Source organism: Halopseudomonas phragmitis (assembly GCF_002056295.1).
In the GTDB taxonomy this organism is placed as follows: Bacteria; Pseudomonadota; Gammaproteobacteria; order Pseudomonadales; family Pseudomonadaceae; genus Halopseudomonas; species Halopseudomonas phragmitis.
Genome location: NZ_CP020100.1, coordinates 880,543 through 906,850, shown reverse-complemented (window position 1 = coordinate 906,850; position 26,308 = coordinate 880,543). Strand labels below are relative to the sequence as shown.

Below are 26,308 nucleotides of genomic sequence, written 5' to 3'. Positions count from 1 at the left end.
GCTGGCACGACAGGAGTCTTAAGGCGTTCACGTTCGTGGGTAGCTTAGTATATAATGCCGCGGTTTTATATCTGAAAGGCACTGCGACAGTTCGTGCATTGCACCTGTTGAGCGTCGCAGATAGCATGAATGCCCACTGTCCGATCAGCGCCAGGTCGTGGCCGGACAGAATAATGAATACGGCCGTTCGCCAGACATAATGTGGTCCATCGAAGACCGGAGTGGCGGACAGAGCCAACGATTTCTTTTAGCCGTTATTGGATTAGCCGATGAACAAACTACTCGTCAGTCTGGTGTTATCCCTCGGTGTGGCCGGTGCGGCCCATGCAAACCAGGGCGACGCTGAAGCCGGTCAGGGCAAGGTTGCCATGTGTGCTGCCTGTCACGGCCCCGACGGCAACAGCCCCATGCCGAACTTCCCCAAGCTTGCTGGTCAGGGCGAACGCTACCTGCTCAAGCAGATGATCGACATCAAGGAAGGCCGTCGTCCGGTGCTGGAAATGACCGGCATGCTGACCGGTTTCGACGAGCAGGATCTGCGTGACATCGCTGCCTTCTACAACAGCCAGTCGCCGAGTCTGGGCGTTGCCGACGCTGAGTTGGCCGAGCGTGGCGAGGCTATTTTCCGCGGCGGCAATCTGGAAACTGGTCTGCCGGCCTGTATCGGTTGCCACTCTCCGACCGGCAAAGGCAACGATCCGGCCGGTTATCCGCGTCTGGCCGGCCAGCATGCGGCCTATACCGCCAAGCAGCTGACCGATTTCCGTGAAGGTGACCGGGTCAATGACGGTGATACCGAAGTCATGCGGACCATCGCCAGTCGCCTGAGCAACAAGGATATCGAAGCGGTATCCAACTATATCCAGGGCCTGCGTTAAGCTCAGATGTTGCCGGGTGTTGCAGCCCGCTTCTCAAAAAGGGTGGCTTAGGCCACCCTTTCTTTATGGGCGTCTACCAGCGCCTGACCTATTATGCGACCATCGGCCAGGGAATCTTTTTACCGGCCTGATGGTCACAACAAGCAACTGACGTATTCTTTGGGGAGAGCTGCATGCGTGTCTGGTTATCTGTTTTCGCGGTCTGGCTATTGGGTGCCCTGACTCTGGCACATGCCCAGGAAGAGGCCCCGTACAAGGCTGGTGTTCACTATGTAGTGCTGCCCACGCCGGCGCCGACTCAGGAGCCTGACAAGATCGAAGTGGTCGAGTTGTTCTGGTATGGCTGTGGTCACTGCTACACCTTTGAACCGATCATTCAGGACTGGAAGAAGCAACTTCCTGAGGATGTGCATTTCCGCCCGGTTCCGGCCATGTTTGGTGGAACCTGGAACACCCATGGTCAATTGTTCTATACCCTGGAAAGCCTCAACAAGCTGGATGAAACCCACTCCGCAGTGTTCCAGGCCATCCACAACCAGGGTAACCGCCTGGCCGATGAAGGGGCCATGATCAAGCTGCTCGAGCCCTATGGCATTAGCAGCGACACCTTCAAGCGGGCCTGGAGTTCCTTCGGTGTGCGCAGCAAGATGGATCAGGCTTCGCGTCTGGCGCGCAGCTACCGTGCGACTGGTGTGCCGGTCCTGGTGGTCAACGGCAAGTACCGGATCGAAGGCGGTATGGTTGGTGGTTTCGATGAAATGCTCAAGGTCGCCGAGTTCCTGGTCGATCAGGAACGTCAGGCGCTCTGAGGTGCCATGATGCTGGCCGCAACTAATGTTCCCTGGCGCCGCGTGACCCATGGTCACGCCCTGCCCGCAGAGCTGCGTACCAATCCGCATTGCCCCTGTGAGGGGCAGCCGTTGCCCGAGGTGTTGAAACTGCTCAGCTTCAATATCCAGGTCGGCATCAATACCCAGCGTTATCACCACTACCTGACCAAAAGCTGGCAGCATCTGCTGCCGCATGCCGGGCGTCAGAACACCTTGCGCCAGATCGCTCAGTTGCTCAGCGAGTTCGATCTGGTGGCCCTGCAGGAAGTCGATGGTGGCAGCCTGCGTTCTGGTTACGTCAACCAGGTTGAGCATTTGGCCAAGGAAAGCCAGTTCCCCTACTGGTACCAGCAGCTTAACCGCAATCTCGGGCGTTTTGCCCAGCACTCCAATGGCCTGCTCAGCCGTTTCGCCCCAAAACTGGTAGAAGATCACAAGCTGCCGGGCATGCTGCCTGGACGCGGAGCGATCCTGACCCGTTTCGGTCAGGGTGATGAACAGTTGCTGGTGGTGATGATGCATCTGGCGCTCAGCACCCGAACCCGAGCCAGTCAGTTGGCCTATATCCGAGAACGGATAAGCGATTTCAAACATGTGGTGCTGATGGGTGACATGAACACCCATGCCATTGATCTGCTGGAACATTCGCCGCTGCGTGGCAGTGGCCTGCATACCGCCAGCCTGCCCGGTACCTACCCGAGCTGGAAACCCGCCCGGGTGCTTGATCACATTCTGCTCAGCTCTAGTCTGGATATCGAACAGGTCGATGTGTTGCCCCAGGCAATTTCCGATCATCTGCCGGTGGCCATGCACATTCGTCTGCCCGATAGCCTGCGCCACGCCTAGCCAGTAGCCAGCAGGTCAAATTCCCCTATAATCCTTGGGTACGCCGTGCGTAGGAGCACCCATGTCCGATACCCGAAACAGCCGACGACAAAACGGGCACGATGCCTTTGAGACCACCGATCAGGAAGAGCTGCTCAAGCGTGGGCTGGTGAGGGTCAGTATTGCCGCAGATGGCGTGGATCCGCTGCTGGATCGTCAGCTCAAGGAGCTGCGCAGCGCCCTGCGTAGTGACGCCCCGCCGTTTAAACTGGCCGACCTGATGCCTGACCTGGAGCATGCGGTGTTGACCGCCGACAGTGCCCGGCAGAACAACCTGCAGCGTATCAGCCTCAACCTCAGGCAATTGGCCGAGCAGCTTCAGGAGCTGGATCCGCCCAAGGACGCGGCCAAGACCTTGCGTCAGTTGCTCAAGCGGCTGGACAAGCCGATCGAGTACGCCTCGAAGATTCCCGACCTGCTAGATGATCTGGTGGATGTGCAGGGGCAGGCCTTGAATCCAAATCAGGAGATGTCGGCACCAGGACTGTGGACGCGCCTGTTCGGTCGTGCGACTGATCAGGCTGAAGAGCCTGAGCAACAGCCTGCCCAGAGCAATGGCGAGATAGTTCAGGTGCCCGGCAATCTGGCGGGCGAAGAGCACAACTACTCGGCGATCGCCGCCAATATCGAAGGTATTTTGCTCAATCTGCTCAGCGAATTGCAGGTCGTTGATGCCCAGGTATCGCAAGCCGAGCGGCTGCGCGAGCAGGTCACGCGTGGCCTTAACTGGTATGAGCTGGCGGCGGTGCTGGACGAGCTCGGTCTGCTGATTCTCAGCGCCCAGAATGAGCGCCAGGCCGACTTTGAGCGCTATCTGCAGCAGCTCAACAAGCGTCTGGCGCAGTTTCAGGGCAATCTGGAAGCGGCCCATGACGCCTACAACAACACTTTGGAGGCTGGGCGGGCGCTGGAGGGGGCGATCCGCAATCAGGTCGAGGACCTGCACGACGATGTTCGCGACGCCTCCGACCTGGACGCGCTCAAGGCCAATGTCGAGGCCAAGCTCGATGCGCTGCTGAGCAATGTCGATCAGGCCCGTCACTTGCGTGAGCAGCATGAGCAGGAGGTGGCTGAACGCCTGCAGGTCATGGTCGAACGGATCAAGGTTATGGAGGTCGAAGCCCAGACTTTCCGCAAGCACCTCGAGGAGCAGCGCGAACGGGCGATGGTCGACAGCCTGACCGGGCTGCCCAACCGCGCCGGCCTGCAAAAACGCATGGAAGAAGAGTTCGACCGCTGGCAACGCTATGGTGGCCAGTTGCTGCTGGCAGTGCTGGATGTCGATCACTTCAAGAGCATCAACGACAACTTTGGCCACCTGGCCGGCGACAAGGTGTTGCGCCTGATTGCCCAGCAGTTGTCGCGGCGCCTGCGCAAGACCGATTTCATCGGCCGTTTCGGTGGTGAAGAGTTTGTCCTGCTGATGCCCGGCACCAGCAGCGCCCAGGGTCATGTGGTACTGGAAGAGCTGCGCTCCGGGATTGAGGCTTGCCCGTTCCACTTCAAGAGCGAACGGGTACCGATCACCATCTCCCTGGGCTATACCGAGTTCCGGGCCGATGACAGCCTGGATGAAGTGTTCGACCGGGCGGACCGGGCCATGTATCGGGCCAAGGATGACGGGCGCAACCGGTTGATCTGCGCCGACTGAGTTCAGCCCCTGTTGGCCCTTGATGGCCTGCCGGCAAACCCGCAAGATAGGCAGACCCTATCCCGGCCTACCTAGGAGTTTGCATGCGGCGTGGCGCGTTGAGTCTGATTCTTCTGTTGGCGGTGCTGGCCGGCTGCGCCGGATCACCGCAGATCGACACCCGCTACAGCGCCCTGAGCCAGGACAGCCGGGTTCAGTACGTGATCCTGCACTACACCTCATCCGGTTTTGAGCGCTCGCTGCGCAACCTGGCCACTGGCGGCGTCAGTAGCCATTACCTGATCGATGAAAACCCGCCGACCATCTATCGTCTGGTCGATGAGGACCGCCGGGCCTGGCATGCCGGCGAGAGCAGTTGGCAGGGGCGGACCTGGCTCAACGCCAGCTCAATCGGTATCGAATTGGTGAACCAGGGCTACCGCGAGGAGAACGGCCAGCGGCATTGGCAGCCGTGGGAGCCGGCCCAGATTGAGGCGTTGATCCCGTTGCTGCGTGACATCCTCCAACGCCACGGCCTGGGCCCTGAGCGGGTCATCGGCCATAGCGATGTCGCGCCGCAGCGCAAGGTTGATCCCGGCCCGCTGTTTCCCTGGCGGCAACTGGCCGAGGCTGGGGTGGCGATCTGGCCTGATGCGGCCCAGGTGGCCGAGGTGCAGGCCCAACTGGCCGGACGAACCCCTTCGCTTGGCTGGTTCCAGCAGGCGTTGGCCGAAGTCGGTTATGCCGTGCCGGATGATGGCCTGTGGAGCCGGGTGACTCGCAACGTGCTGGCTGCCTTCCAGATGCGCTTCCGCCCGGCCGATCACCGAGGGCTACCCGACATCGAAACCGCCGCGCTGCTTGCCGCCCTGGCACCCGAGGCGCGTGCTGCGCTGGATGCCCCGCTACAGATCTGGCTGGCCGAGCCGATCAGCGAGCAGACCTTGATGGTTGAGCCGTAACCAATGCTCAATGGAATCTGGCTGAGTTTTTTCCTCGCCGCGTTCGTCGCCGCACTGTGGCAGTGGCTGGGGCTTGGCGATGCCGAGGTATTCAGCCGTCTGGTCGCGGCCTTGTTCGACATGGCCAGGCTCAGTGTTGAGATTGTGCTGGTGCTGGTCGGCACCATGACCCTGTGGCTGGGCTTTCTGGCGATTGCCGAAAAGGCCGGGCTGATCAGCCTGCTGGCGCGCCTGCTGAATCCGCTGTTTCGCCGGCTGATGCCGGAGGTGCCCAGTGGTCATCCGGCCGCAGGGCACATCACCATGAATTTTGCCGCCAATGTGCTGGGCCTGGACAACGCCGCCACCCCGATCGGGCTCAAGGCCATGCATGCACTGCAGAGTCTGAACCCGAGCAAGGATACCGCCAGCAACGCGCAGATCCTGTTTCTGGTGCTTAATACCTCGTCGCTGACCCTGCTGCCGGTGACCATCTTCATGTATCGGGCCCAGCAGGGCGCCGCCGATCCGACCGCGGTATTCTTGCCGATTCTGCTGGCCACTACCGCCTCCAGTCTGGTCGGGCTGCTTAGTGTCGCGCTGATCCAGCGACTGAAGCTCTGGGATCCGGTGGTGTTGGCCTATCTGGGCGCCGGTGCACTGGCGCTCGGGCTGCTGCTGACCAGCCTGGCCGGGATGTCGGCTCAGGCGCTGGCCGCAACTTCGACCCTGGTCGGCAACCTGACCCTGTTCGGCATCATCATTGCCTTTCTCGGTATTGCCGCGCTGCGCAAGGTCAATGTCTATGACACCTTCATTGAAGGGGCCAAGGAAGGCTTCAGCTTCACCGTATCCCTGCTGCCCTATCTGGTTGCCATGCTGGTGGCGGTCGGCGCCCTGCGCGCCAGCGGGGTGCTCGACACCGGGCTGGATGGCATCCGCTGGCTGACCGAGGCGCTGGGCTGGGATACCCGCTTCATTGATGCCCTGCCGACCGCCTTCATCAAGCCGCTGTCCGGTAGCGGCGCGCGGGCGATGATGATCGAAACCATGAACACCTTCGGGGTCGACAGCTTCCCGGCACTGCTGGCCGCGACCATGCAGGGCAGCACCGAAACCACCTTCTACGTACTGGCGGTGTATTTTGGGGCGGTTGGCATCCGCCGTATCCGCCACGGGCTGGGCTGTGCCCTGCTGGCTGACCTGGCCGGGATGCTGACCGCGATCGGCGTGTGTTACTGGTTTTTCGGCTGAGCCCTTCAGAGTACTGCGCTACTGTGCTTTGGTTGGCTTGCGGGCCGCGGCCGTAACCGGGAAACTAGGCGCAGGACCAGCCAGCCGGGAGCGCCGATGCCCACCGCCCGTTTCGATCAGATTCACAATCAGGAAGGCCCGCTGTTCGTGGCCTTGGGCGGCGCGGGGATGTTCGGGGCCAACTTCTACTTGTACGGCAGCGCCGGGCAGTGGATCGCCATCGACTGTGGCTTTGCCCTGGAGCCGGGCGCGGCCGGGCGCAACCGGGTGTCGGTTCCGAGTCTGGCGGCGTTGGAGCGGCACGACATCCAGCTCTCGGCACTGTTGATCACCCACGCCCATGAAGACCATATCGGCGCCATCCCGCATCTGTGGCCGGCGCTCAACTGCCCGATCTACGCTAGCCCGTTCGCTGCCCGGCTGATCCGCAACAAGCTCGACCCCAACCGCGAGTGGCCGAGCCTGAAGATTATCGAGCCGCTGCAGCCGGTCGGCATTGGGGCGTTTCAGGCCGAGTGGATTCCGGTCACACACTCGATCCCCGAATCCCACGCCATCGTCCTTGAGGTGGCCGGCAAGCGGCTGTACCACAGTGGCGACTGGAAACTCGATCCGCAGCCAGTGGTGGGTGGTCTGACCGCCCAGGGCCGGCTGCAGGCGCTGGGCAAGGCCGGGATTGACGTGGTGATCGGCGATTCGACCAATGCCTCGGTGGCTGGCAGCAGCCGCTCCGAAGCCGAGGTGCAGAACGGTCTGCTCGACACCATCCGGCCGTTGCGCCAGCGGGTGATTGTCACCTGCTTCGCCAGCAATATCGCCCGCCTGCACAGCCTGGCCGAGATCGCCTTCGATACTGGCCGCTACGCTGGCCTGCTCGGTCGTAGTCTGGTGACCTTGCACGCGGCTGGCCGGGCGCATAACTACCTGAACGGCCAGCCTGGGTTTATCGGCCCCTGGGAGCTGGGGTTTTTGCCGCGTCAGCAGCAGCTCTGGGTGTGTACCGGTAGTCAGGGCGAGCCGGCGGCGGCCCTGGGCCGGCTGGCGGCCGGCAATCATCCGCAGTTGAACCTGGAACCGGGCGATGCAGTGCTGTTTTCCTCGCGCTTGATTCCCGGCAACGAAGTGGCGCTGGCGGCGATCAAGCAGGGGCTCAAGGAGCAGGGGGTAGAGGTGATCGATGACGACATGGCGCCGATCCACGCTTCCGGCCATCCGCCGCAGGAAGACCTGCGGCAGCTCTACGGCTGGCTCAGGCCGCGCTGGCTGCTGCCGGTGCATGGCGAGCGTTACCACCAGCAGGCGCACCAGAGTTTTGCTCGCAGCCTGGGCATCGGCGGCCTACTGCCGGCCAATGGCGACTTGATCGACCTGGGCGGCCAGCCGGGCAAGATTGCCGAACTGCCGCACGGGCTGGTTGAAGTGCGCGATTGAGTTGGCGTGCGACAAGCCTGTCATTGCGAGTCGCAGGGGGCGGCCATCCGCCGACGCGGCAATCCATACCGCCTGCCAGGCGCGCTCCCGGCATGGATTGCCACGGGCCTGCGGCCCTCGCAATGACGGTATGTGTTCTTGACGGCGCTTGCCTGTGGTCAACGCCAGCCGAGTCTGCAGATCCTAGAACACTTCCTTGATCCGATGCCATAGCATCCCCAGCGCCAGCAACTGGGAGCGGAACTGCTTGCCGCCGGGGAAGGTCATGTGCGGGACCTGGCTGAACAGCTCGAAGCCCCGGCTGGCCTGGCCGCTGATCGCCTCGGTCAGCAGTTGCGCGGCCAGGTGGGTGGCGTTGACCCCATGCCCGGAGTAGGCCTGGGCGAAGAAGACATTGGCCTGGCCAGGCAGCTTGCCGATCTGCGGCAGGCGGTTGGCACCGATACCGATCATCCCGCCCCACTGATAGTCGATTTTCACGTCAGCCAGTTGCGGGAAGACCCGGAGCATCTTCGGGCGCATGTAGGCGGCGATGTCCTGTGGGTCGCGCCCGGAGTAATGACAGGCACCGCCGAACAGCAACCGTCGGTCCCTGGAGAGCCGGTAATAGTCGAGCGCCACGCGCTGGTCGCACAGCGCCATGTTCTGCGGAATCAGGCGGCGGGCCTGCTCCTCGCTCAAGGGCTCGGTGGCAATCACGTAACTGCCGGCGGGCAACACCTTGCCACTGAGCTGCGGCTGCAGTTCGCGCAGATAGGCGTTGCAGCCGATCACCAGTTGCCCGGCCCGAACCCTGCCGCTGGCGGTGTGGACCGTGACCTGCGGGCCATAGTCGATAGCAGTGACCGCCGACTGTTCATACACCCGCACACCCAGCGACTGCGCGGCCCGGGCCTCGCCCAGGGCGAGATTGAGTGGATGCAGATGACCCGAGCCCATGTCGGTCATGCCACCGACGTAGACATCCGAGCCGACCACGCTGTGCATCTGGTCCGGCTCAATGATCTTCATCTCGGCCTGGTAACCGAGTCCGCGCAGTTCGGCCATGTCTTCCCGGAAGGCTTCCAGATGCGCGGGTTTGTTGGCCAGATCGCAATAACCCCAGGTCAGATCGCAGTCGATATTGAACTGCTCGATGCGCCGGCGCACGATCTGTACCGCCTCCAGACCCATCAGCTTGAGTTCGCGCACGCCCTCGGCACCGATGATCGACTCGAACTGTTCGAGATCATGACCAACCCCGCGGATCAACTGGCCGCCGTTGCGGCCGCTGGCACCCCAGCCGACCTGACAGGCTTCCAGCAACACCACCGAAAAACCGCGCTGGGCCAGCTCGATGGCGGTATTCAGACCGGTGAAACCGCCGCCAACAATGCACACATCGGCGCACTCCTCGCTGGTCAGCGCCGGAAAGCTCAACGCCATGTTGGTGCTGGCGGCGTAATAGGACGGGGCGTGTTCAGGCGTATGGGTCGGAGCGTTGGCCATGGGGGTTCCGTTTGATATAGCGAAAGAGTGTCAATAAAAATTGACACCAGCATAGCGATTATTCGTCGTCGGGTATAGGGATCGCCAACGTCTCCTTGATCTCTTCCATGACGATATAGCTCTTCGACTCGCGTACCCCTGGCAGCTTGAGCAGGATGTCGCCGAGCAGTTTGCGGTACGAGGTCATTTCGGAGATCCGCGCCTTGAGCAGATAATCGAAGTCGCCGGAGACCAGATGGCACTCCAGCACATGCGGCAGCTTGATCGCTGCCCGGCGAAAGTCGTCGAAGATATCTGCCGACTTCGATGCCAGGCTGATCTCGACGAACACCAGCAGATTGGCCTGCAACTTGTGCGGGTTCAGTTGGGCACCATAGCCGAGGATGAATTTCTCCCGCTCCAGACGTTTGACCCGCTCCATGCATGGCGTAGTCGACAGCCCCACCCGCTCGCCCAGCTCGACATAGGAAATCCGCCCCTCCTGCTGGAGGATGCGCAGGATATGTCGGTCGATCTTGTCCAGTTCGCGGCTGGAGGCTCTGCGTGTTTTCATAATTTTTTCCCGATCATTGTCATTACTTCGAGATGATTTTTTGCCAAACAGAAAATAAACGAAAAAAGCCTAAAGAGCACCTGTCCTAGAATAGCGATATCGCCCATGTGGTGTTTTGTCTCACCGGTGGGCCTCACAACAACAGCCTTTTCAGCACACAGGTGCGGGAGCAGTCCATGCAGGTTCTCATTCTCGGTAGCGGTGTCATCGGCATCACCAGCGCCTGGTATCTGGCCAAGGCTGGCCATGAGGTCACCGTGATCGATCGCCAGCCCGGCCCCGGCCTGGAAACCAGCTTTGGCAACGCCGGCATGATCTCGCCCGGCTATTCCGCGCCCTGGGCCGCTCCCGGCGTGCCAGTCAAGGCGCTGAAGTGGATGATGGCCGAGCACGCACCACTGGCCATTCGGCCGACTGCTGATGCGTTCCAGTACCGCTGGATGATGAAGATGCTGGCCAACTGCACCGAGGCGCGTTATGCGGTCAACAAGGAACGCATGATGCGTCTGGCCGAATACAGCCGCGACTGCCTCATGGACCTGCGTCGCGACAGTGGCGTCGACTACGAACACCGTGAACTCGGCACCCTGCAATTGTTCCGCACCCAGAAGCAGATGGACGCCGCTGCCCAGGACATCGCCGTACTGGAGCGCTGCAATGTGCCTTACCAGGTGCTGGACCGGGCTGGCTGCGTACAGTTCGAGCCGGGCCTGGCACCCAGTGCCGACAAAATTGTCGGCGGTCTGCGCCTACCCAACGACGAAACCGGTGATTGCCACCTGTTTACCACCCGGCTGGCGGCCAAGTGCGCCGAGCTGGGGGTCAAATTCCGTTATAACTGCAACATTCAGGAGCTGCTCAGCGATGGTGCGCGAGTCACCGGCGTGCGCGCCGGCGACGAGATCCTGCGGGCCGACAGCTATGTGCTGGCGCTGGGCAGCTACTCGCCGCAACTGCTGCGCAGCCATGGCATCGATCTGCCGGTCTACCCGGTCAAGGGCTATTCACTGACCCTGCCGGTCAGCAACCCCGATATGGCCCCGGTATCGACCGTGATGGACGAAACCTACAAGGTCGCCATTACCCGTTTCGCTGAGCGTATCCGGGTCGGCGGCATGGCAGAATTGGCCGGTTTCGATACCGAACTGCGCGACAAGCGCCGGGCTACCCTGGAAATGGTGGTCGGCGATCTGTTCCCGCAGGGCGGTGATGCTGCTCAGGCCAGCTTCTGGACCGGATTCCGGCCGATGACCCCGGACGGCACGCCGATCATTGGTGCAACCGCGCTGCGTAATCTTTACCTGAACACCGGTCATGGCACGTTGGGCTGGACCATGTCCTGTGGCTCCAGCCAGTTGCTGGCCGATCTGATGAGCGGCCGCAAGCCGGCCATTCGCAACGAAGGTTTCGGCATCGACCGTTACACCACCTACAAGGAGACTCGCCGGAATGTCCGTACAGCGTCTGCACACTAACCGCCGCATGAGCCAGATCGTCATCCACCAGAACACCGTGTATCTGGCCGGTCAGGTGGCAGCTGACGAGGATCTGGCCAGCGATGCCGCGACCCAGACCCGCAGCACTCTGCAGGAGATCGAGAAGCTGCTGGCCGAGGCTGGCACCGACAAGACCAGAATTCTGTCGGTGACCATTTACCTGAAGGACATTGATGCCGACTTCGAGGCAATGAACAGTGTCTGGGATCAGTGGCTGCCGCAAGGCACTGCCCCGGCCCGCGCGACAGTCGAGGCCAAGCTGTGCGAACCGGAGATTCTGGTGGAAATGTCGGTGGTGGCTGCACTCTAAGCGCTACTGCTGAGGATTGCCGCGCCGCTGCGCGGCTCGCGATGATGATAACAGCCATCCCGGTTGCCAGAATCTGTCATCGTGAGGGCCGCAGGCCCGTGGCGATCCAGCTATCGAGTACCCCCATCAGCCTGTTGCTCCCTGCGACCACAACAGTCTGATAATCTAGGCCTTGGCGGGGCACCCAGCCCCGCATTTTTTCAAGAATTCAACATGCGCCCAGCCCAAGCTCTGATCGATCTCAACGCCCTGCGCCACAATTACCAGCTGGCCAAGAGCCTGTCCGGCCGCCAGGCATTGGCGGTGGTCAAGGCCAATGCCTATGGCCACGGCGCCGTGCCCTGCGCCCAGGCGTTGGCGCCGCTAGCTGACGGTTTCGCGGTGGCCTGCATCGAAGAGGCGCTGGTACTGCGCGACGCGGGTATCGACAAGCCGATACTGCTGCTAGAGGGCTGGTTCGAGGCTGACGAGCTGGCGCTGATCCAGCGGCATCGGCTGTGGACCGTGATCCACCACCACGGCCAGTTACACGACCTTGAACAGGCAGATATCCGCCAGCCACTGAACGTCTGGCTCAAGCTCGACAGCGGCATGCACCGGGTCGGTTTCATGCCCGAGGAATATCCGGCGATCTGGCGCGCTTTGCAGGCTGGCGGCAAGGTTTCCAGTCTGACCAAGATGACTCACTTCTCGCGTGCCGACGAGCCTGAAACCGGCCGTACTGAGCAGCAACTGGCGACCTTCGCCGCGGCTACCCGGGATCTGGACGGGCCCAGCAGTCTGTGCAACTCCCCTGGCGTACTGGCCTGGCCACAGGCCCATGGCGACTGGCTGCGCCCCGGCATCATGCTCTACGGCGCTACCCCGTTCGAATTCCCGCAAGCCCAGGCTGAGCAGCTCAGACCGGTGATGCAGCTGGAGTCCCGGATCATTGCCGTGCGTCAGGTGGCGGCCGGCGAGCCGATTGGGTATGGCTCGCGCTTCGTGGCTCCGCGCGATACCCGGGTTGGGGTGGTTGCCATGGGCTATGCCGACGGCTATCCCCGGCATGCCAAAGACGGTACGCCGGTGCTGGTTGACGGCCAGCGCACGCAACTGATCGGTCGGGTGTCGATGGACATGCTGACCCTGGACCTGACTGACCTGCCGGGCAGTGGCTTGGGTAGCCTGGTACGGCTCTGGGGCACGGGTTTGAATGCCAGCGAAGTGGCCAGTTGGGCGGCAACCATTCCCTATCAGTTGTTCTGCAACCTCAACCGGGTGCCGCGTCATTATCGGGGCTGATTGTCGCAAGCGTTGAAAATTCTGAACAGTCGTGCAATGATGCCCGGCATCAGATTCCAATAACGCTTGTCGATACATCCCGGAGGATCCCGACCTTGGACGTTGGTGCCCGTCTTAAAGCTATTCGCAAACTTAAAGGTTTGTCCCAGCGTGAACTGGCCAAACGCGCCGGTGTCACCAACAGCACCATCTCCATGATCGAGAAAAACAGCGTCAGTCCCTCGGTCAGTTCCCTGAAAAAAGTTCTATCCGGCATTCCCATGTCGCTGGTTGATTTCTTTTCCCTGGAACTGGAACAGGATGCCCAGCGTCAGGTGGTCTACCGGGCCGATGAACTGCTGGATATCGGCGCGGGGGAAGTGACCATGAAGCTGGTCGGCAAGGGTCACCCGAACCGGGCCTTCTCGTTCCTCAACGAAATCTACCCGCCCGGCTCCGATACCGGCCCGGATATGCTTAACCACGAAGGTGAAGAAGCCGGTATCGTGGTTAGCGGCCAGTTGGAGCTCACTGTTGGCAGCGAGATCTATATTCTCGACACCGGCGACAGTTACTACTTTGAAAGTAACCAGCCACACCGCTTCCGCAACCCGTTCGAAACGGCCTGCGTGCTGATCAGCGCCACGACCCCGGCAAACTTCTGATCACTGCGGCGGGAAACGACTCAATACCTTGGCGGCCAGTTCGTGCATCTTGCGGCTGCGCTCGGCGGGTGTCTGTTCACCGTCGCGCAGAACTTCGCTGGCACTACCGCGCCAGACCAACTGGTTGTCCTGGGCATCGAACAGGTCGATCTGCAGGGTGCCAACCCGGTAGTCGACCGTGCGGGTTTCATAATAGCCCGGGCCGCCCCAGCCGCCACGCCAGTAACCTCCCCAATGTCCACCGTAGCTGGTGGTGACCTGATCCTGGCGATTTTCCACCACCAGATGAGCGCGCACGGTCAGGTCTGGCTCGGCTCCGGCCACGGCCGGGCGCAGGCCGCGCACATCCAGCTGCCCGGCCACCGCTTCACGAATGCGCTGAGTGGTCAGGTCGCTCTGGAGGCGTGGGTCGGCCGGGGCATAACTGACCGCCGGCTCGGCCCAGGCCCAACTGCGGTACTGGGTATAGCTGCGGTTGGGGTCATAATCCTGTTGTATCGGGCTGCTCTGGCAGGCAGCCAGAAGCATGAACAGCGGGAACACTGACAAGTAGCGAAACATGACGAACTCCCTGAGCATATCTCTCATTTCAGACCGCTTAAGCCTGCATTGGTTCGAGCTGCCAACAGCTCTGTTTCCGGGCTTGGGGCTCCGGCCAGCGAGCGATACAGGCTGACCATCGCCAGCGCGGTGGTGGTGCGGCTCTGCTCCAGACGATCACGTAGATCGCTGAGCTCCTGCTCGGCGGTCAATACTTCAAAGTAGTTGATATAGCCCTGGCGGTAGCGGTCCTGAGCCTGTGCCACGGCGATATCGGCGGCGGCCACCGCCTGTTGCAGCCGGGCGTCGGTATCCAGCCCTCGGTGGTAGCGGACCAGCCAGGTTTCGGTCTCCTCCAGCGCCAGTAGCAGGGTCTGACGATAGTCAGCCAGGGCCTCGGCACTACTGGCTTGAGCGGCATCAACCCGGGCATTGACTCGTCCGCGATCCAGAAAGCTCCAGTCGACCCCCAGCATCAGGCTGCGTGAACTGCTGCCGGCACTGAACAGGTCGGCACCGGAGCCAGCTACGGAGCCCAGCAATGCATCAAGACTGAAGCGCGGGAACAGGTCGGCACTGGCCACCCCAATCAGGGCGTTGCTGCTGGCCAGCCGTCGCTCGGCGGCACGAATGTCAGGTCGGCGGCGCAGCAGTTCGCCAGGGGTGCCAGGGCTGATCAGCATCGGCATGGCTGGCAATGGCTGGGAGGCAAGCAGTGCTGGCGGCCAGTTCCCGGGTGGCTGGCCGGTCAGCACGCTGATGCGGTGCAGGCTGACCTGGATGCTGGCTTCGAGTTCGGGCAGCAGGGCCTGGCGAGCCTGCAACTGGGCTTCGGCGCGTACCTGATCGAGCAGAGTGCCGCGTCCGGCTTCCAGCCAGGTGCTGACCAGATCCAGCGAAGCCCGTTGCAGTTCGACATTCTGCTGCGCTACCTGATGACGCAACTGCAAACCGCGCAGCTCGAAGTAGCTGGTGGCCAACTGGCCAATCAGGGCAACCTGCAGGGCGCCCAGATCGGCTTCGCTGGCCTCAAGCGCGGCAGCTTGCGCCTGCGTCAGACGACTCAGGCGGCCGAACAGGTCCAGCTCCCAGCTCAGCGCCAGCCCGGCCTGGTACCGCTCGACCCGCTCCCGACCGTTGACTGGGCGTTCCAGTTCCGCCAGATACTGCTCACCGGCACTGGCGTTCAGGCGCGCACTGGGCAGTTGTTCGAGCCGGGCGCCGCGCAGCAGGGCCTGGGCCTGCTGGTAACGGGCCAGCCCGGCCTGCAGGTCCTGATTGTGGGCCAGGGTCTGGGCGATCAGGCTATCGAGCAACGGGTCGTCAAAGCCGCGCCAGAAGTGCTGTTCAACAGCCGGGTCGGTCGCCGCCACACCCGGATCTTCGGCAAAGTGTGTCAGTGCCGGCAGCTCCGGCGGCTGATAGTCGGGGCCGGCGGCGCAGCCGGCCAGGATCAATGCGCCAGTGATGATGAGCGATTTATGCATGGTGCGTTTGCTCCGGGGCTGCGGTTTGGCTGCGCCTTTGCGCCAGCCGGCGCAGGGCGACATAAAACACCGGGGTCAGCAGCAGGCCGAACAGGGTCACGCCGATCATGCCGGTGAAGACCGTGATCCCCATGGCGTTGCGCACTTCACTGCCGGCGCCGCTGGCCAATACCAGCGGGACCACGCCGGCGATGAAGGCCACCGAGGTCATGATGATCGGCCGCAGGCGCAGACGGCAGGCTTCCAGGGCTGCACTCAGGGTGTCATGGCCCTGCTGCTCCAGATCCCGGGCGAACTCGACAATCAGGATGGCGTTTTTGCACGCCAGCCCCATCAGTACCACCAGGCCGACCTGAACGAAGATGTTGTTGTCGCCTCCGCTCAGCCAGACCCCGAACAATGCCGCCAGCAGGCACATGGGCACGATCAGGATCACCGCCAGTGGCATGACCCAGCTCTCGTAGAGTGCCGCCAGCACCAGAAACACCAGCAGCACTGCCAGCGGGAATACCACCAGCGCGGCATTGCCCTGATTGACCTGCTGGAAGCTCAGGTCGGTCCACTCCAGGGTCATGCCCGGCGGCAGGGTGTCGGCGGCTATCGCAGTGACCGTGGCCAGGGTCTGGGCCGACGACAGTATGCCCGGATCGGATTGCCCCAGCAGATCGGCGGCCGGATAGCCGTTATAGCGGATCACCGGGTCAGGGCCGAAGCTTTCATGCAGGCTGACCATGCTGCTGAGTGGCACCATGTCGCCCTGAGCGTTACGGGTGTAGAGATGGTCGAGGTCGCTGATCTGGTCGCGGAACGGCGCATCGGCCTGTGCCATGACCCGATAGGTGTGGCCGAACAGGTTGAAGTCGTTGATGTACTGCGAGCCGAAATACAACTGCAGGGTGGCGTACAGTTCATCCAGCCGCACCCCCTGGGCCTTGGCCTGCAGGCGGTCAACCTCGGCGTCCAGTTGCGGCACGTTGGACTGGTAGGAGCTGAACGGGAAAAACATGCCTGGAGCCTCGCTGAGTCCCAATGCCAGGCCATCGACGGCCTGTTGCAGCTCACCGTAACCGGCGCCGCGGCGGTCCTGCACATACAGCGAATAACCTGAACCGGTGCCCAGGCCGAACACTGGCGGCGGCATAAAGGTCACCGCGAAGCCTTCGTCGATGGTTGCCAGCTTGCCGTTGAGTTCCTCGCTGATCTGTTCGGCGCTGCGCGTGCGCTGACTGAAGTCGTCGAACAGGATGAACACGGTGCCGACATTCGGTGTGTTGGTCCCCTGCAGTGCGTTGAAGCCGACAAACGCTGCCGCATGCGCCACCCCCTCAGTTGCCAGGGCAATGTCGCTGACCTGGCGAGCTACCGCTTCGGTACGGTCCAGGGTGGCGCCTGGCGGCAGGCTGATGCTGCCGACCAGATAGGTCTTGTCCTGGGTCGGAATGAAGCCGCCGGGCACCTGGCTGAACATCAGCGCGGTACCGGCCAGCAGCAGGACATAGACGCCGAAGACCCAGCCGCGGCGGCTCAGGCTGCGCCCGACCAGATGCTGGTAACGTTCGGCATTGCGCAGGAAAAAGCGGTTGAACGGCCGGAAAATCCAGCCGAACAGCCGGTCGATCACTCGCGCCGGCAGGTCCGCGGCGGCGCCGTGCGGTTTCAGCAGGGTGGCGGCCAATGCTGGCGACAGGGTCAGCGAATTGATCGCCGAGATCACAGTAGCGATGGCGATGGTCATGGCGAACTGACGATAGAACTGACCGGTGATGCCGTCGAGAAAGGCCATCGGCACGAACACTGCACACAACACCAGACTGATGGCCACAATCGGCCCGCTGACTTCGCGCATGGCCTGGTGCGCCGCTGCCAGGGGTGCCAGACCCTGTTCGATGTTGCGCTCGACGTTCTCGACCACGACGATGGCATCATCGACCACGATGCCAATCGCCAGGACCATGGCGAACAGGGTCAGGGTGTTGATCGAAAAGCCCAGCAGCAGCAACACGGCGAAGGTACCGATGATCGAGACCGGTACCGCCAGCAGTGGAATCAGCGAGGCGCGCCAGGTCTGCAGGAACAGGATCACCACCAGCACCACCAGTGCTACCGCCTCGAGCAGGGTCATGATCACGGCCTTGATCGAGGTACTGACGAACACTGTCGGGTCGTAGGCGACCTCCCAGCTTAGGCCTTCGGGGAAAGCTTCGGCCAACTCGGCCATCTTTGCCCGCACTGCCGCCGAGACCTCCAGCGCATTGGAGCCGGGCGACTGGAAAATCGGGATGGCCACCGCCTGACGGCCGTTGAGCAAGGCCCGCAGAGCGTCCTGCGAAGCCGCCAGCTCGATCCGTGCGACATCGCGCAGGCGGGTAATTTCGCCGTTGGCCCCGGTCTTGAGCACGATGTCGCCGAACTCTTCAGGCGTTTCCAGCCGGCCCCGGGCATTGATCGCAATCAGCAGTTCCGAGCCCTGCGGCATGGGCGGCGCGCCGATCTGGCCGGCCGAGACCTGAATATTCTGCTCCTGCACGGCGCTGCTGATGTCGCTGGCAGTCACGCCCAGCGAGGCCGCCTGCTGTGGGTCGATCCACAGGCGCATGGCATAGTCGCCGGCACCGAACAGCCCAGCTTCGCCGACGCCGGGAATGCGTGCCAGCTCATCGCGGATATTGAGCACCGCGTAATTGCGGATATAGGTGGCGTCCAGGCTGTCGTCCGGCGAAATCAGGTGCACCGCCATCATCAGGTTGGGCGACTGTTTCTGGGTGGTGACCCCGAGCCGGCGCACATCCTCGGGCAGTCTTGGCAACGCCTGCGAGACCCGATTCTGAACCTGCACCTGGGCCTGATCCGGGTCGGTACCCAGGGCAAAGGTCACACTCAGCGCCAGGCTACCGTCGCTGCCGGCCACCGACTTCATATAGATCATGTTCTCGACCCCGTTGATCGCTTCTTCCAGCGGGGTGGCCACAGTCTCCGAGATGGTCTTGGGGTTGGCGCCGGGGTAGCTGGCGCTGACCAGTACGCTGGGCGGTACTACCTCGGGGTATTCGCTGACCGGCAGCAGCGGAATGCTGATCAGGCCGACCACGAAAATGATGATCGACAGCACCGAGGCAAAGATCGGCCGGTCGACGAAAAAGCGTGAAAAATTCACGGCAAAATCCTCCCGGGACGCGCCTCTGGGCGCGCCCGTACATACATCATGGAATGGTTTTGGGATTAGAGTTGTAGCGGCTCGGTCAACTGGGCCACCCGGGTCGGGGCCGGGGTAACGACCGGCTCGGGGGTTACCGGCATGCCGGGGTACATGATCCGTTGCAGGCCGTTGACCACGACCCGATCGCCAGGCTGCAAGCCATTGCGGATCAGCAATTGACCGTCGACCTGCTGGCCGGTCTGCACGGTCCGCCGCTGCGCACGGTTGTCGTCATCCAGCACATAGACATAACGCCGGTCCTGGTCAGTCAGAATGGCCTTCTGGTCGATCAGGATCGCCTGCTCCAGTGCGGCGATGGGCATTTCCACCCGGGCAAACTGCCCTGGACGCAACAGACCATCAGGGTTGGCCAGAACTGCACGGAACTGCAGGGTGCCGGTGGCGCTGTTGAGCTGGTTGTCGATGAAGTCCAGATGGCCAGAGTGGGAATAGCTGCGCTCACCCGGCAGGCTGACGCGTACCGGCATCTGGGGCCGGGTGGCCAGCAGCGCCTGGCTGGTCTGTGAGGTTTGCTGATCGCCGTCGAAATAGACGTGCAGCGGGTCGACCGACACCAGCGTGGTCAGCACAGTGGTGTCAGCGCTGGCCAGGTTGCCCGGGGTTACCAGAGCACGACCGATTCGACCGCTGATCGGCGCTCGCACTTCGGTGTAGTGCAGATCCAGCCGGACGCTGTCGAGCGCCGCCTGGGCTGCGTTCAGCGCTGCCTGGGCCATGGACTGGGCGGCGCTGCGCTGCTCGAACTCCTCGCGTGAAATGGCTCGGCGTTCCCACAGCAGTTCGGCGCGCCTGGCCTCGCTGGTACTCAGCGCCAATTGGCTGCGCAAGCGCTCAAGCTCGGCAGCCGCCGCACGCTCGCGGGCCTGGTAGGGACGCTGATCGATGATGAACAGCACATCGCCCTGGTTGACCAGCTCGCCTTCCTCAAAACGGACCTGATCGATATAGCCGCTGACCCGTGGGCGCAGTTCAACCGTTTGGGGCGCCACCAGGCGGCCGGTAAAGCTGCCCCACAGAGTAGTGTCGCGGATTTCGACCTCAGCTACCTGGACTGTGGCGGGCTCAGGCTCCATGGCTGTTTCCTGTCCGCGCGCATCGCAGCCGGAGAGTTGAGACAGCAACCAGGCGGCACCCAGCAATGCCAGGGTGGATGGAATGATACGGGTATGCATGACTTGCTCACTTCCCTTGTCGGGCTCATCGTGAAGAAACGGCACCATGTAAAGGTGATGGCTAACCGAGAGGCTTACCTTAGGGTTAGAGGCAGATGGGGTGATAGCGGATTACTGCGAATTGATTGCCTGATTCTGCAGTGCGTTATTTTTGCACCATTCCTGCTTGCCCCATGGGAGGGCATTGAATGGTTTCTATGAGCTTAAATGAAGCCTGTGTGACAAGGGTTTGCGTATTTCTGCCGAATTATTGCCTGATCCTGCAAAGCTGCCGGAAGGGTATTAGCGATTGTCTGATCCTGCGTATACTCGCGATGAACCCTGTGGAGCACTCCGATGAGCGATCAGCCCAACCACCCTTTGTGCCGCAAACTGGCCGATCTGGTATTGGCTCACATGCCCGAAGAAGGCTTCAGCGAGACCGCCATTCCCGGTCTGGCGCTGTTCCGAGGTGATGGGCCGAGCAGTTGCAGTTCGGCCGTCTACCAGCCCTCACTGTGCGTCATCGCCCAAGGTCGCAAGAGCGTGCGCTTTGGCGATCGCGAGATCATCTATGAACCGCTGAGCTGCATGATCTCTAGCGTCGATCTGCCGGTAATCGGCCAGATCATTGATGCCAGTCCGGAAACCCCCTATCTGGCGGTCAAATTCGATTTCGACCCGGCCGAGGTCGCCGAGCTGGTCATGGAGCTGGGCCAGGACCTGCCGCCCCGACGCAGTGACAGCGACTGCCCGGGCATGGGCTGCGGGGTGTGCGTTGGGCAGGCTGATTTTGCCATTCTCGATGCCATGACCCGACTGGTGGCCCTGCTTGACTCACCCGCTGATGCACGCATTCTGTTACCGCTGATTCGCCGCGAGATCATTTATCGCGCCCTGGTTGGTGAAATGGGTCCGCGGATGCAGGAGTTCGTGCGCGCCGACAGCCAGGCCCAGCGTGTGGCGCGGGTCATCAGCCGACTCAAGGAGCGCTTCAGCGAACCGCTGCGCATTCGCGAGCTGGCCGACGAGGTCAACATGAGCGAGTCGACCCTGTATCACAGTTTCAAGCAGGTCACCCGGATGTCGCCATTGCAGTTCCAGAAAAAGCTGCGGTTGCATGAAGCGCGCCGACTGATGCTCGGCGAAGGCCTGGAAGCCGCCACCGCCAGTTATCGGGTCGGCTATGAAAGCCCTTCGCAGTTCAGTCGCGAATACAGCCGCCTGTTCGGCGCTCCACCGCGTGCCGATGTCGACAAGCTGCGCCGTGAGCCGAGGCTGGAGGTCAGGGCCTGACTGGCTCGACCAGCATGCCTTCGGCAAACACCACCCGCACCAGCAGTCCGCCTAGTATCGTGCCACTGTGCAGGCTGATTTCGGCGCGGTGGGCGCGGCAGATTTCGCCGACGATCGACAGCCCCAGACCGGTGCCCTCGCCCTGGTGGTAAAAGCGTTCGAAGACCTTGCCGCGCTCGGCTTCGGGAATGCCCGGGCCGGAGTCTTCGACTTCCAGGCTCGGGCCCGGGCCCAGGCGCAAAATAATCTGCCCGCCCGTGGGGGTATGGGCCAGGGCATTGTCGATCAGGTTGCTCAGTAGTTCCTGCAGCAGGGTGGGTTCACCCCAGATCTGCGCATCGTGCTCGGCTTCCAGCGCCAGTTCGATCCCGCGCTGATGGGCCAATGGCGCCAGCGCCATGCCCAGCTCCTGGATCAGCGGTCTCAGCGCGACCCGTTCGGCGCTGCCTTCGGCTACCGCGCGGGCGCCGCGCTCGATCCGGGCCATCGACAGCAGGCGGTTGGCCAGGCCGATGGTCCGATCGGTGCTGAGCAAGCCTTCTTCCAGCGCCTGGCGCCAGGCCTGCGGGTCGTCGCTGCGCAAACCCAGTTCCAGTCGGGCCTTGAGCCCGGCCAGCGGGGTCCGCAGTTCGTGCGAGGCTTCGGCGATGAAATCGCGCTGGCGCTCGAAGTTTTCCCGTAACCGGCCGGTGAAATGGTTGATCGACTCGACCAGTGGCTGGACTTCGCGCTGCAACCCTTCGGTGCTGATCGGGCGCAGGTCGTCACTGCGTCGGCTGGCGACCTGATCGCGCAGCCGGCGAAGCGGTGTCAGTGCGGCGCTGACCGCCAGCCACGACAGCAGCAGAGCGCTGGCGGCCAGCACGCCAAGGTTGATCAGCGATTGACGCTGCAGGTTGCGCGCCATGCGTTCGCGCGCGCCCAGGGTTTCGGCCACCCGGATCTCCGCCACACCCTGGACGCTGGCAGTGCTGACGGGTTGCAATAAGCTGACCAGCCGTACGCCGTTGCCGCGATAGTCGCTGGTGTAGAAACGCGCCAGTGCCGGGTAATCGCGGGTCAGTTCGGCATCCTCGGGAGGCGCCGGCAGATCTTCGAAGCCCGACAGGGTCTGGCCCTGGGGGTTGAGCACCTGATAGTACAGCCGGCCGGAGATGTCGTAGGCAAAGTTGTCCAGGGCGATATAGGGCACGTCGACAAACAGTTCGCCGTCGGCATCGTACAGTCGTTCGGCCACTGCCCGTGCCGAGGACAACAACGAGCGATCGTAGGCGGTATCCGCCGCACGCTGGGCATTGCGATAGCCGCGATCGCCCACCAGCACCAGCAGAATCGCCAACATCAGTGCCAGCCAGCGCAGCAAGCTGGAGCGCAGGCTGCCGGCACTGCTCACGTGGCGGCCTCGAGCAGATAACCCAGGCCACGGAAGGTGACGATTCGCACCGGGCTGCCGTCGAGCTTACGCCGCAGCCGGGAAATATAGATTTCAATCGCCTCGGGGTTGGCGTCCTGGTCCAGACCGAACACCTTGCCGGCCAGTTGATCCTTGCTCATGACCCGTCCGGGGCGAGCGATCATGGCTTCGAGAACCGCATGCTCACGTGATGGCAGTTGCAGTGGCTGGCCATCCAGGCTGAAGCGCCGGTCGTTGAGGTCGTAAATCAGTGGGCCGCAGTGCTGCTGGCGCTCACCCCCCATCAGGCTGCGCCGCAGCAGCGCCTTGGCCCGGGCTTCGAGTTCACTGAGTTCGAAGGGTTTGGCCAGGTAATCGTCGGCGCCCAGATTCAGCCCGCGCACCCGGTCGTTGACCTCACTGCGGGCCGTGAGCATCAGCACCGCCAGGGTCTGACCGCGCTCTCGCAACTGCCGCAGCACGTCAAAACCGTCGAGCCTGGGCAGGCCGACATCGAGAATCGCCAGCGCATAGTCCTCACTGCGCAGGGCCAGATCGGCGGCCACGCCATCGTGCAGGGTGTCCACGGTCCAGCCCGCCGCCTTGAGTGCGCGGGTCAGACTATCGGCCAGTTCGGGGTCGTCTTCGACCAGCAGAATACGCACGGTGATCCTCGCTGTAGCTCTGTGTTCAGGCCTGAGTGTACACCGCAGATCAGTCGTCGGCATGATGACAGGTTGGTGAAAGGTTGGGCGCATAGCATCACTCCACGGTCGAGTAGACCGACAACAAAAACAATGGAGAACACGCCCCATGACAAGCATCCCGCTGGCGCGTTGGCGCCTGGCCTGTACCGCTACCCTGTCCTGTCTGATCGCCAGCCCGCTGGCTCTGGCCGACGGCTTTATCGAAGGCAGCAGCGCCAATCTGGAACTGCGCAATATCTATTTCAACCGCGATTTCCGTGAAGGCACTGGCCAGTCCAAGCGCGAGGAGTGGGCCCAGGGCTTTCTACTCAATATCCAGTCCGGTTATACCCAGGGCCCGGTCGGCTTCGGCCTTGATGCCCAGGGCCTGCTTGGAGTCAAGCTGGACTCCGGGCGCGGACGTACCGGCACCGGCTTGTTGCCAACCCACGACGATGGGCGCGCCGCCGACGAATACAGCAAGCTGGGACTGACCGCCAAGGCGCGGATCTCCGAATCCGAGTTGCGCCTGGGCACCCTGATGCCCAAGCTGCCGGTCCTGCAGCCCAACGACAGTCGCATCCTGCCGCAGACCTTCGAGGGTGGCATGGTCAACGTCAATGAAATTGACCAGTTGGGTATCAGCCTCGGACGGCTGACCAAGGCCAAGGATCGTGACTCGACCGATGCCCAGGACATTGCGCTGAACAACAAAAACCGCCGCTTCGGTGGCCGTTTCAGTGCCGACCACTTTGATTGGGTGGGGCTGAACTACACGTTCGTGCCCGGCCTGGCGGGCAGTTACCATCTGGCACAACTGGATGATATCTACCGCCAACAGGTTTTCTCGCTCAACCACCAGCGCCCGCTGGCTGCCGGCCAACTGCGCGGCGAGCTGCGGGTCGCGGTCTCCGACGACCAGGGCTCGGCCCGTGCCGGCAAGATCGACAACCAGGCCTGGCAGGGCACTCTGGGTTACGCCCAGGATGGCCATCGGCTGATGCTGGCCTTGCAGAAAATGCGTGGTGACAGCGCCTTCCCCTATATCGATGGCAGCAACCCTTACCTGGTCAACTTCGTGCAGATCAACGACTTCGCCGAAGCCGGCGAGCGCTCCTGGCAACTGCGTTACGACTATGACTTCAAGCAGCTTGGCATCCCCGGCCTGAGCTTCATGAGCCGCTACATCAAGGGCGATCAGGCACGTCTGGTCAATGGCGAGCGAGGCCGTGAATGGGAGCGTAACAGCGAGCTGCAATACGTAATCCAGGACGGTCCGCTGAAGAATGTCGGGCTGCGCTGGCGCAACGCGAGCTACCGTTCCAGCTTTGCCCGTAATGCCGATGAGAACCGCCTGATCGTCAGCTACACGCTGCCGATCTGGTAACTAGAATAAGAACAGAGGAGAACTCCCATGAAATCCGTTCTGCGTTCCACCCTGATGGCGGCCGCCTGCCTGTGTCTGGCCAACTACACCCTGGCCGACGAGCCGCGACGTCCTGAATGTATTGCCCCGGCCTCGCCCGGCGGCGGCTTTGACCTGACCTGCAAGCTGGCCCAGAGCGCGCTGCTCGACAGCCAGAAGATCAGCCGGCCGATGCGCGTCACCTATATGCCCGGCGGCGTCGGCGCAGTGGCCTACAATGCCGTGGTTGCCCAGCGTGCAGCCGAGGGCGGCACCATCACCGCATTCTCGACCGGGTCGCTGCTCAATCTGGCCCAGGGCAAGTTTGGCCGTTTCGATGAAAATGCGGTGAAGTGGCTGGCCGCAATCGGCTCCAGCTATGGCGCCATCGCCGTGCGTAGCGACTCCGAATTCCAGACCCTGGATGATCTGGTGGCCGCGCTCAAGGCTGATCCGGGCAAGGTAGTGATTGGCTCTGGTGGTACCGTCGGTGGCCAGGACTGGATGCAAACCGCGCTGATCGCCCGCGCCGCCGGGATTGATCCGAGCCGCCTGCGTTATGTAGCCATGGAAGGTGGTGGCGAACTGGCCACCGCGCTGCTCGGTGGTCATATCCAGGTCGCCAGTACCGACATCTCCGACTCGGTGCCGCATATTGAAAGCGGTAGCATGCGGATTCTGGCGATCATGTCCGAAGAGCGTCTGCCGGGCGCGTCTGTCGCCGACATTCCGACCGCCAAAGAGCAGGGCTATGACGTCACCTGGCCGGTAATCCGTGGCTTCTACATGGGCCCGCGGGTCAGCGACGCCGACTACGCCTGGTGGAAGAACACCTTCGATGACCTGCTGGCCTCCGAAGACTTCGCCGAACTGCGTGAGCAGCGCGAGCTGTTCCCCTTCGCGCTGACCGGCGACGAGCTCGATAGCTACGTCAAGCAGCGGGTCGCCGAACTCAAGCAACTGGCCGCCGAGTTCGGTCTGACCCAGTAATTCTCTCCTGACGTTCCCTTAAGGCCGGCTGCCCGCCGGCCGCTTCCGCGAGGATACCGCCATGTACCATCGCCTGTTCGCGGCGTGCCTGCTGCTGGTCAGCGCCTGCCTGGCCTGGATTGCCTGGGGCTACCATGCCCCGTTCTCCTACGAGCCGGTCGGGCCGCGCGCCTATCCGTTGTTGCTGCTCGGCCTGCTGGCGGCCGGTGCTCTGCTGATTGTCTGCAAGCCGACGCTGGAGCGTGGCGCGGATGAAGAGACGCTGTCGGCGCCGGCCGTGCTTGGCAAGGTCGGTCTGTGTCTGCTGCTTCTGTTGGCCATGGCGGCCCTGTTCGAGCTGCTGGGCTTCATCGTCACCAGCAGCTTGTTTGCCCTGGCCATGTGCCGGTTGTTCGGCGGTCGCTGGCTGCATGGGGCAATTCTCGCGGTGGTGCTCGGCATTGGTCTGTATTTGCTGTTCGACCGCATTCTCGATGTTCCCTTGCCGCTCGGCGTGCTGGCCGGGCTGGAGTTCTGATC

General features: G+C 62.6%; 23 protein-coding genes. 15 read left to right on the top strand and 8 right to left on the bottom strand.

Translation table 11 applies throughout. The features are described from left to right. The first annotated feature begins 269 nt into the window (after nucleotides 1–269). From BVH74_RS04185 to BVH74_RS04155, 7 genes are all read left to right on the top strand, one after another. Nucleotides 270–878 (top strand): c-type cytochrome, encoded by a 609-nt coding sequence (locus BVH74_RS04185; RefSeq protein WP_080048854.1) that lies wholly within the window; start codon nucleotides 270–272, stop codon nucleotides 876–878. 173 nt (nucleotides 879–1,051) lie between these two features. Then, nucleotides 1,052–1,687: a thiol:disulfide interchange protein DsbA/DsbL gene (locus BVH74_RS04180; protein ID WP_080048853.1), complete on the top strand. Its 636-nt coding sequence runs from the start codon at nucleotides 1,052–1,054 to the stop codon at nucleotides 1,685–1,687. Between the two features lie 9 nt (nucleotides 1,688–1,696). Further along, nucleotides 1,697–2,554, top strand: coding sequence for an endonuclease/exonuclease/phosphatase family protein (locus BVH74_RS04175; protein ID WP_080051613.1), 858 nt, complete (start codon nucleotides 1,697–1,699; stop codon nucleotides 2,552–2,554). Nucleotides 2,555–2,615: 61 nt separating this feature from the next. After that, entirely contained in the window at nucleotides 2,616–4,244 is a 1,629-nt protein-coding gene (locus BVH74_RS04170; RefSeq protein ID WP_080048852.1) for a GGDEF domain-containing protein, read from the top strand. 83 nt (nucleotides 4,245–4,327) lie between these two features. After that, nucleotides 4,328–5,185, top strand: coding sequence for an N-acetylmuramoyl-L-alanine amidase (locus BVH74_RS04165; RefSeq protein WP_080048851.1), 858 nt, complete (start codon nucleotides 4,328–4,330; stop codon nucleotides 5,183–5,185). 3 nt (nucleotides 5,186–5,188) lie between these two features. Further along, nucleotides 5,189–6,418 (top strand): spore maturation protein, encoded by a 1,230-nt coding sequence (locus tag BVH74_RS04160; protein WP_080048850.1) that lies wholly within the window; start codon nucleotides 5,189–5,191, stop codon nucleotides 6,416–6,418. Nucleotides 6,419–6,514: 96 nt separating this feature from the next. After that, nucleotides 6,515–7,849: a ribonuclease J gene (locus tag BVH74_RS04155; protein WP_080048849.1), complete on the top strand. Its 1,335-nt coding sequence runs from the start codon at nucleotides 6,515–6,517 to the stop codon at nucleotides 7,847–7,849. Between the two features lie 183 nt (nucleotides 7,850–8,032). Here the strand turns inward: BVH74_RS04155 and BVH74_RS04150 are convergent, their stop codons facing one another. Further along, nucleotides 8,033–9,337 carry an NAD(P)/FAD-dependent oxidoreductase gene (locus BVH74_RS04150; RefSeq protein ID WP_080048848.1) on the bottom strand — a complete coding sequence of 435 codons (1,305 nt, stop codon included), beginning with the start codon at nucleotides 9,335–9,337 and terminating at the stop codon, nucleotides 8,033–8,035. 58 nt (nucleotides 9,338–9,395) lie between these two features. After that, nucleotides 9,396–9,890, bottom strand: coding sequence for an Lrp/AsnC ligand binding domain-containing protein (locus BVH74_RS04145; RefSeq protein WP_080048847.1), 495 nt, complete (start codon nucleotides 9,888–9,890; stop codon nucleotides 9,396–9,398). A 176-nt stretch (nucleotides 9,891–10,066) separates the two neighbouring features. Here BVH74_RS04145 and BVH74_RS04140 point away from each other — a divergent pair, with 176 nt between their 5' ends. The 4 genes from BVH74_RS04140 to BVH74_RS04125 all read left to right on the top strand — a co-directional run bounded on the left by BVH74_RS04140 (nucleotide 10,067) and on the right by BVH74_RS04125 (nucleotide 13,624). Further along, nucleotides 10,067–11,365 (top strand): D-amino acid dehydrogenase, encoded by a 1,299-nt coding sequence (locus BVH74_RS04140; RefSeq protein WP_080048846.1) that lies wholly within the window; start codon nucleotides 10,067–10,069, stop codon nucleotides 11,363–11,365. After that, nucleotides 11,340–11,696 carry a RidA family protein gene (locus tag BVH74_RS04135; RefSeq protein WP_080048845.1) on the top strand — a complete coding sequence of 119 codons (357 nt, stop codon included), beginning with the start codon at nucleotides 11,340–11,342 and terminating at the stop codon, nucleotides 11,694–11,696. Before BVH74_RS04140 ends, BVH74_RS04135 begins: the two co-directional genes overlap by 26 nt. A 213-nt stretch (nucleotides 11,697–11,909) precedes the next feature. After that, entirely contained in the window at nucleotides 11,910–12,980 is a 1,071-nt protein-coding gene (gene alr / locus BVH74_RS04130; RefSeq protein WP_080048844.1) for an alanine racemase, read from the top strand. 95 nt (nucleotides 12,981–13,075) lie between these two features. Then, a complete protein-coding gene (locus BVH74_RS04125) occupies nucleotides 13,076–13,624 on the top strand; it encodes a cupin domain-containing protein (RefSeq protein WP_080048843.1) in 549 nt (182 codons plus the stop codon). Here the strand turns inward: BVH74_RS04125 and BVH74_RS04120 are convergent, their stop codons facing one another. From BVH74_RS04120 to BVH74_RS04105, 4 genes are all read right to left on the bottom strand, one after another. Then, nucleotides 13,625–14,185: a DUF4136 domain-containing protein gene (locus tag BVH74_RS04120; RefSeq protein ID WP_080048842.1), complete on the bottom strand. Its 561-nt coding sequence runs from the start codon at nucleotides 14,183–14,185 to the stop codon at nucleotides 13,625–13,627. A 23-nt stretch (nucleotides 14,186–14,208) separates the two neighbouring features. Further along, nucleotides 14,209–15,651, bottom strand: a complete 1,443-nt coding sequence (locus tag BVH74_RS04115; protein ID WP_080048841.1) for an efflux transporter outer membrane subunit — start codon at nucleotides 15,649–15,651, stop codon at nucleotides 14,209–14,211. After that, on the bottom strand, nucleotides 15,644–18,805 hold the full coding sequence (locus BVH74_RS04110) for an efflux RND transporter permease subunit (RefSeq protein ID WP_080048840.1): 3,162 nt from the start codon (nucleotides 18,803–18,805) through the stop codon (nucleotides 15,644–15,646). The genes BVH74_RS04115 and BVH74_RS04110 overlap by 8 nt, the downstream gene beginning before the upstream one ends. A gap of 65 nt (nucleotides 18,806–18,870) precedes the next feature. After that, nucleotides 18,871–20,040 carry an efflux RND transporter periplasmic adaptor subunit gene (locus BVH74_RS04105; protein ID WP_080048839.1) on the bottom strand — a complete coding sequence of 390 codons (1,170 nt, stop codon included), beginning with the start codon at nucleotides 20,038–20,040 and terminating at the stop codon, nucleotides 18,871–18,873. A gap of 336 nt (nucleotides 20,041–20,376) precedes the next feature. On the opposite strand from BVH74_RS04105, the gene BVH74_RS04095 reads away from it, so the two are divergent. Beyond that, nucleotides 20,377–21,315 carry an AraC family transcriptional regulator gene (locus BVH74_RS04095; protein ID WP_080048837.1) on the top strand — a complete coding sequence of 313 codons (939 nt, stop codon included), beginning with the start codon at nucleotides 20,377–20,379 and terminating at the stop codon, nucleotides 21,313–21,315. Here BVH74_RS04095 and BVH74_RS04090 read toward each other — a convergent pair. Both BVH74_RS04090 and tctD read right to left on the bottom strand, forming a co-directional pair. Next, a complete protein-coding gene (locus tag BVH74_RS04090) occupies nucleotides 21,305–22,708 on the bottom strand; it encodes a sensor histidine kinase (protein WP_155121691.1) in 1,404 nt (467 codons plus the stop codon). The two genes, BVH74_RS04095 and BVH74_RS04090, sit on opposite strands and share 11 nt — an antisense overlap. After that, nucleotides 22,705–23,373 carry a two-component system response regulator TctD gene (gene tctD, locus BVH74_RS04085; protein ID WP_080048836.1) on the bottom strand — a complete coding sequence of 223 codons (669 nt, stop codon included), beginning with the start codon at nucleotides 23,371–23,373 and terminating at the stop codon, nucleotides 22,705–22,707. The genes BVH74_RS04090 and tctD overlap by 4 nt, the downstream gene beginning before the upstream one ends. A 148-nt stretch (nucleotides 23,374–23,521) precedes the next feature. Between tctD and BVH74_RS04080 the strand changes: the two genes are divergently transcribed. The 3 genes from BVH74_RS04080 to BVH74_RS04070 all read left to right on the top strand — a co-directional run bounded on the left by BVH74_RS04080 (nucleotide 23,522) and on the right by BVH74_RS04070 (nucleotide 26,306). Then, nucleotides 23,522–24,781 carry an OprD family porin gene (locus tag BVH74_RS04080; protein WP_080048835.1) on the top strand — a complete coding sequence of 420 codons (1,260 nt, stop codon included), beginning with the start codon at nucleotides 23,522–23,524 and terminating at the stop codon, nucleotides 24,779–24,781. Nucleotides 24,782–24,808: 27 nt separating this feature from the next. Then, entirely contained in the window at nucleotides 24,809–25,789 is a 981-nt protein-coding gene (locus BVH74_RS04075) for a Bug family tripartite tricarboxylate transporter substrate binding protein (protein WP_080048834.1), read from the top strand. Between the two features lie 61 nt (nucleotides 25,790–25,850). After that, entirely contained in the window at nucleotides 25,851–26,306 is a 456-nt protein-coding gene (locus BVH74_RS04070) for a tripartite tricarboxylate transporter TctB family protein (RefSeq protein ID WP_080048833.1), read from the top strand. The last annotated feature ends 2 nt before the right edge of the window (nucleotides 26,307–26,308 follow it).

Excerpts from the sequence above, each read along its gene's own strand:
- BVH74_RS04140 (WP_080048846.1), top strand. The coding sequence starts at position 10,067 with ATGCAGGTTCTCATTCTCGGTAGCGGTGTCATCGGCATCACCAGCGCC.
- BVH74_RS04180 (WP_080048853.1), top strand. The coding sequence starts at position 1,052 with ATGCGTGTCTGGTTATCTGTTTTCGCGGTCTGGCTATTGGGTGCCCTG.
- BVH74_RS04170 (WP_080048852.1), top strand. The coding sequence starts at position 2,616 with ATGTCCGATACCCGAAACAGCCGACGACAAAACGGGCACGATGCCTTT.
- BVH74_RS04145 (WP_080048847.1), bottom strand. The coding sequence starts at position 9,890 with ATGAAAACACGCAGAGCCTCCAGCCGCGAACTGGACAAGATCGACCGA.
- BVH74_RS04175 (WP_080051613.1), top strand. The coding sequence starts at position 1,697 with ATGCTGGCCGCAACTAATGTTCCCTGGCGCCGCGTGACCCATGGTCAC.
- BVH74_RS04135 (WP_080048845.1), top strand. The coding sequence starts at position 11,340 with ATGTCCGTACAGCGTCTGCACACTAACCGCCGCATGAGCCAGATCGTC.
- BVH74_RS04105 (WP_080048839.1), bottom strand. The coding sequence starts at position 20,040 with ATGCATACCCGTATCATTCCATCCACCCTGGCATTGCTGGGTGCCGCC.
- BVH74_RS04115 (WP_080048841.1), bottom strand. The coding sequence starts at position 15,651 with ATGCATAAATCGCTCATCATCACTGGCGCATTGATCCTGGCCGGCTGC.
- alr (WP_080048844.1), top strand. The coding sequence starts at position 11,910 with ATGCGCCCAGCCCAAGCTCTGATCGATCTCAACGCCCTGCGCCACAAT.
- BVH74_RS04075 (WP_080048834.1), top strand. The coding sequence starts at position 24,809 with ATGAAATCCGTTCTGCGTTCCACCCTGATGGCGGCCGCCTGCCTGTGT.
- BVH74_RS04165 (WP_080048851.1), top strand. The coding sequence starts at position 4,328 with ATGCGGCGTGGCGCGTTGAGTCTGATTCTTCTGTTGGCGGTGCTGGCC.
- BVH74_RS04185 (WP_080048854.1), top strand. The coding sequence starts at position 270 with ATGAACAAACTACTCGTCAGTCTGGTGTTATCCCTCGGTGTGGCCGGT.
- BVH74_RS04160 (WP_080048850.1), top strand. The coding sequence starts at position 5,189 with ATGCTCAATGGAATCTGGCTGAGTTTTTTCCTCGCCGCGTTCGTCGCC.
- BVH74_RS04155 (WP_080048849.1), top strand. The coding sequence starts at position 6,515 with ATGCCCACCGCCCGTTTCGATCAGATTCACAATCAGGAAGGCCCGCTG.
- BVH74_RS04150 (WP_080048848.1), bottom strand. The coding sequence starts at position 9,337 with ATGGCCAACGCTCCGACCCATACGCCTGAACACGCCCCGTCCTATTAC.
- BVH74_RS04120 (WP_080048842.1), bottom strand. The coding sequence starts at position 14,185 with ATGTTTCGCTACTTGTCAGTGTTCCCGCTGTTCATGCTTCTGGCTGCC.
- BVH74_RS04080 (WP_080048835.1), top strand. The coding sequence starts at position 23,522 with ATGACAAGCATCCCGCTGGCGCGTTGGCGCCTGGCCTGTACCGCTACC.
- BVH74_RS04095 (WP_080048837.1), top strand. The coding sequence starts at position 20,377 with ATGAGCGATCAGCCCAACCACCCTTTGTGCCGCAAACTGGCCGATCTG.
- BVH74_RS04070 (WP_080048833.1), top strand. The coding sequence starts at position 25,851 with ATGTACCATCGCCTGTTCGCGGCGTGCCTGCTGCTGGTCAGCGCCTGC.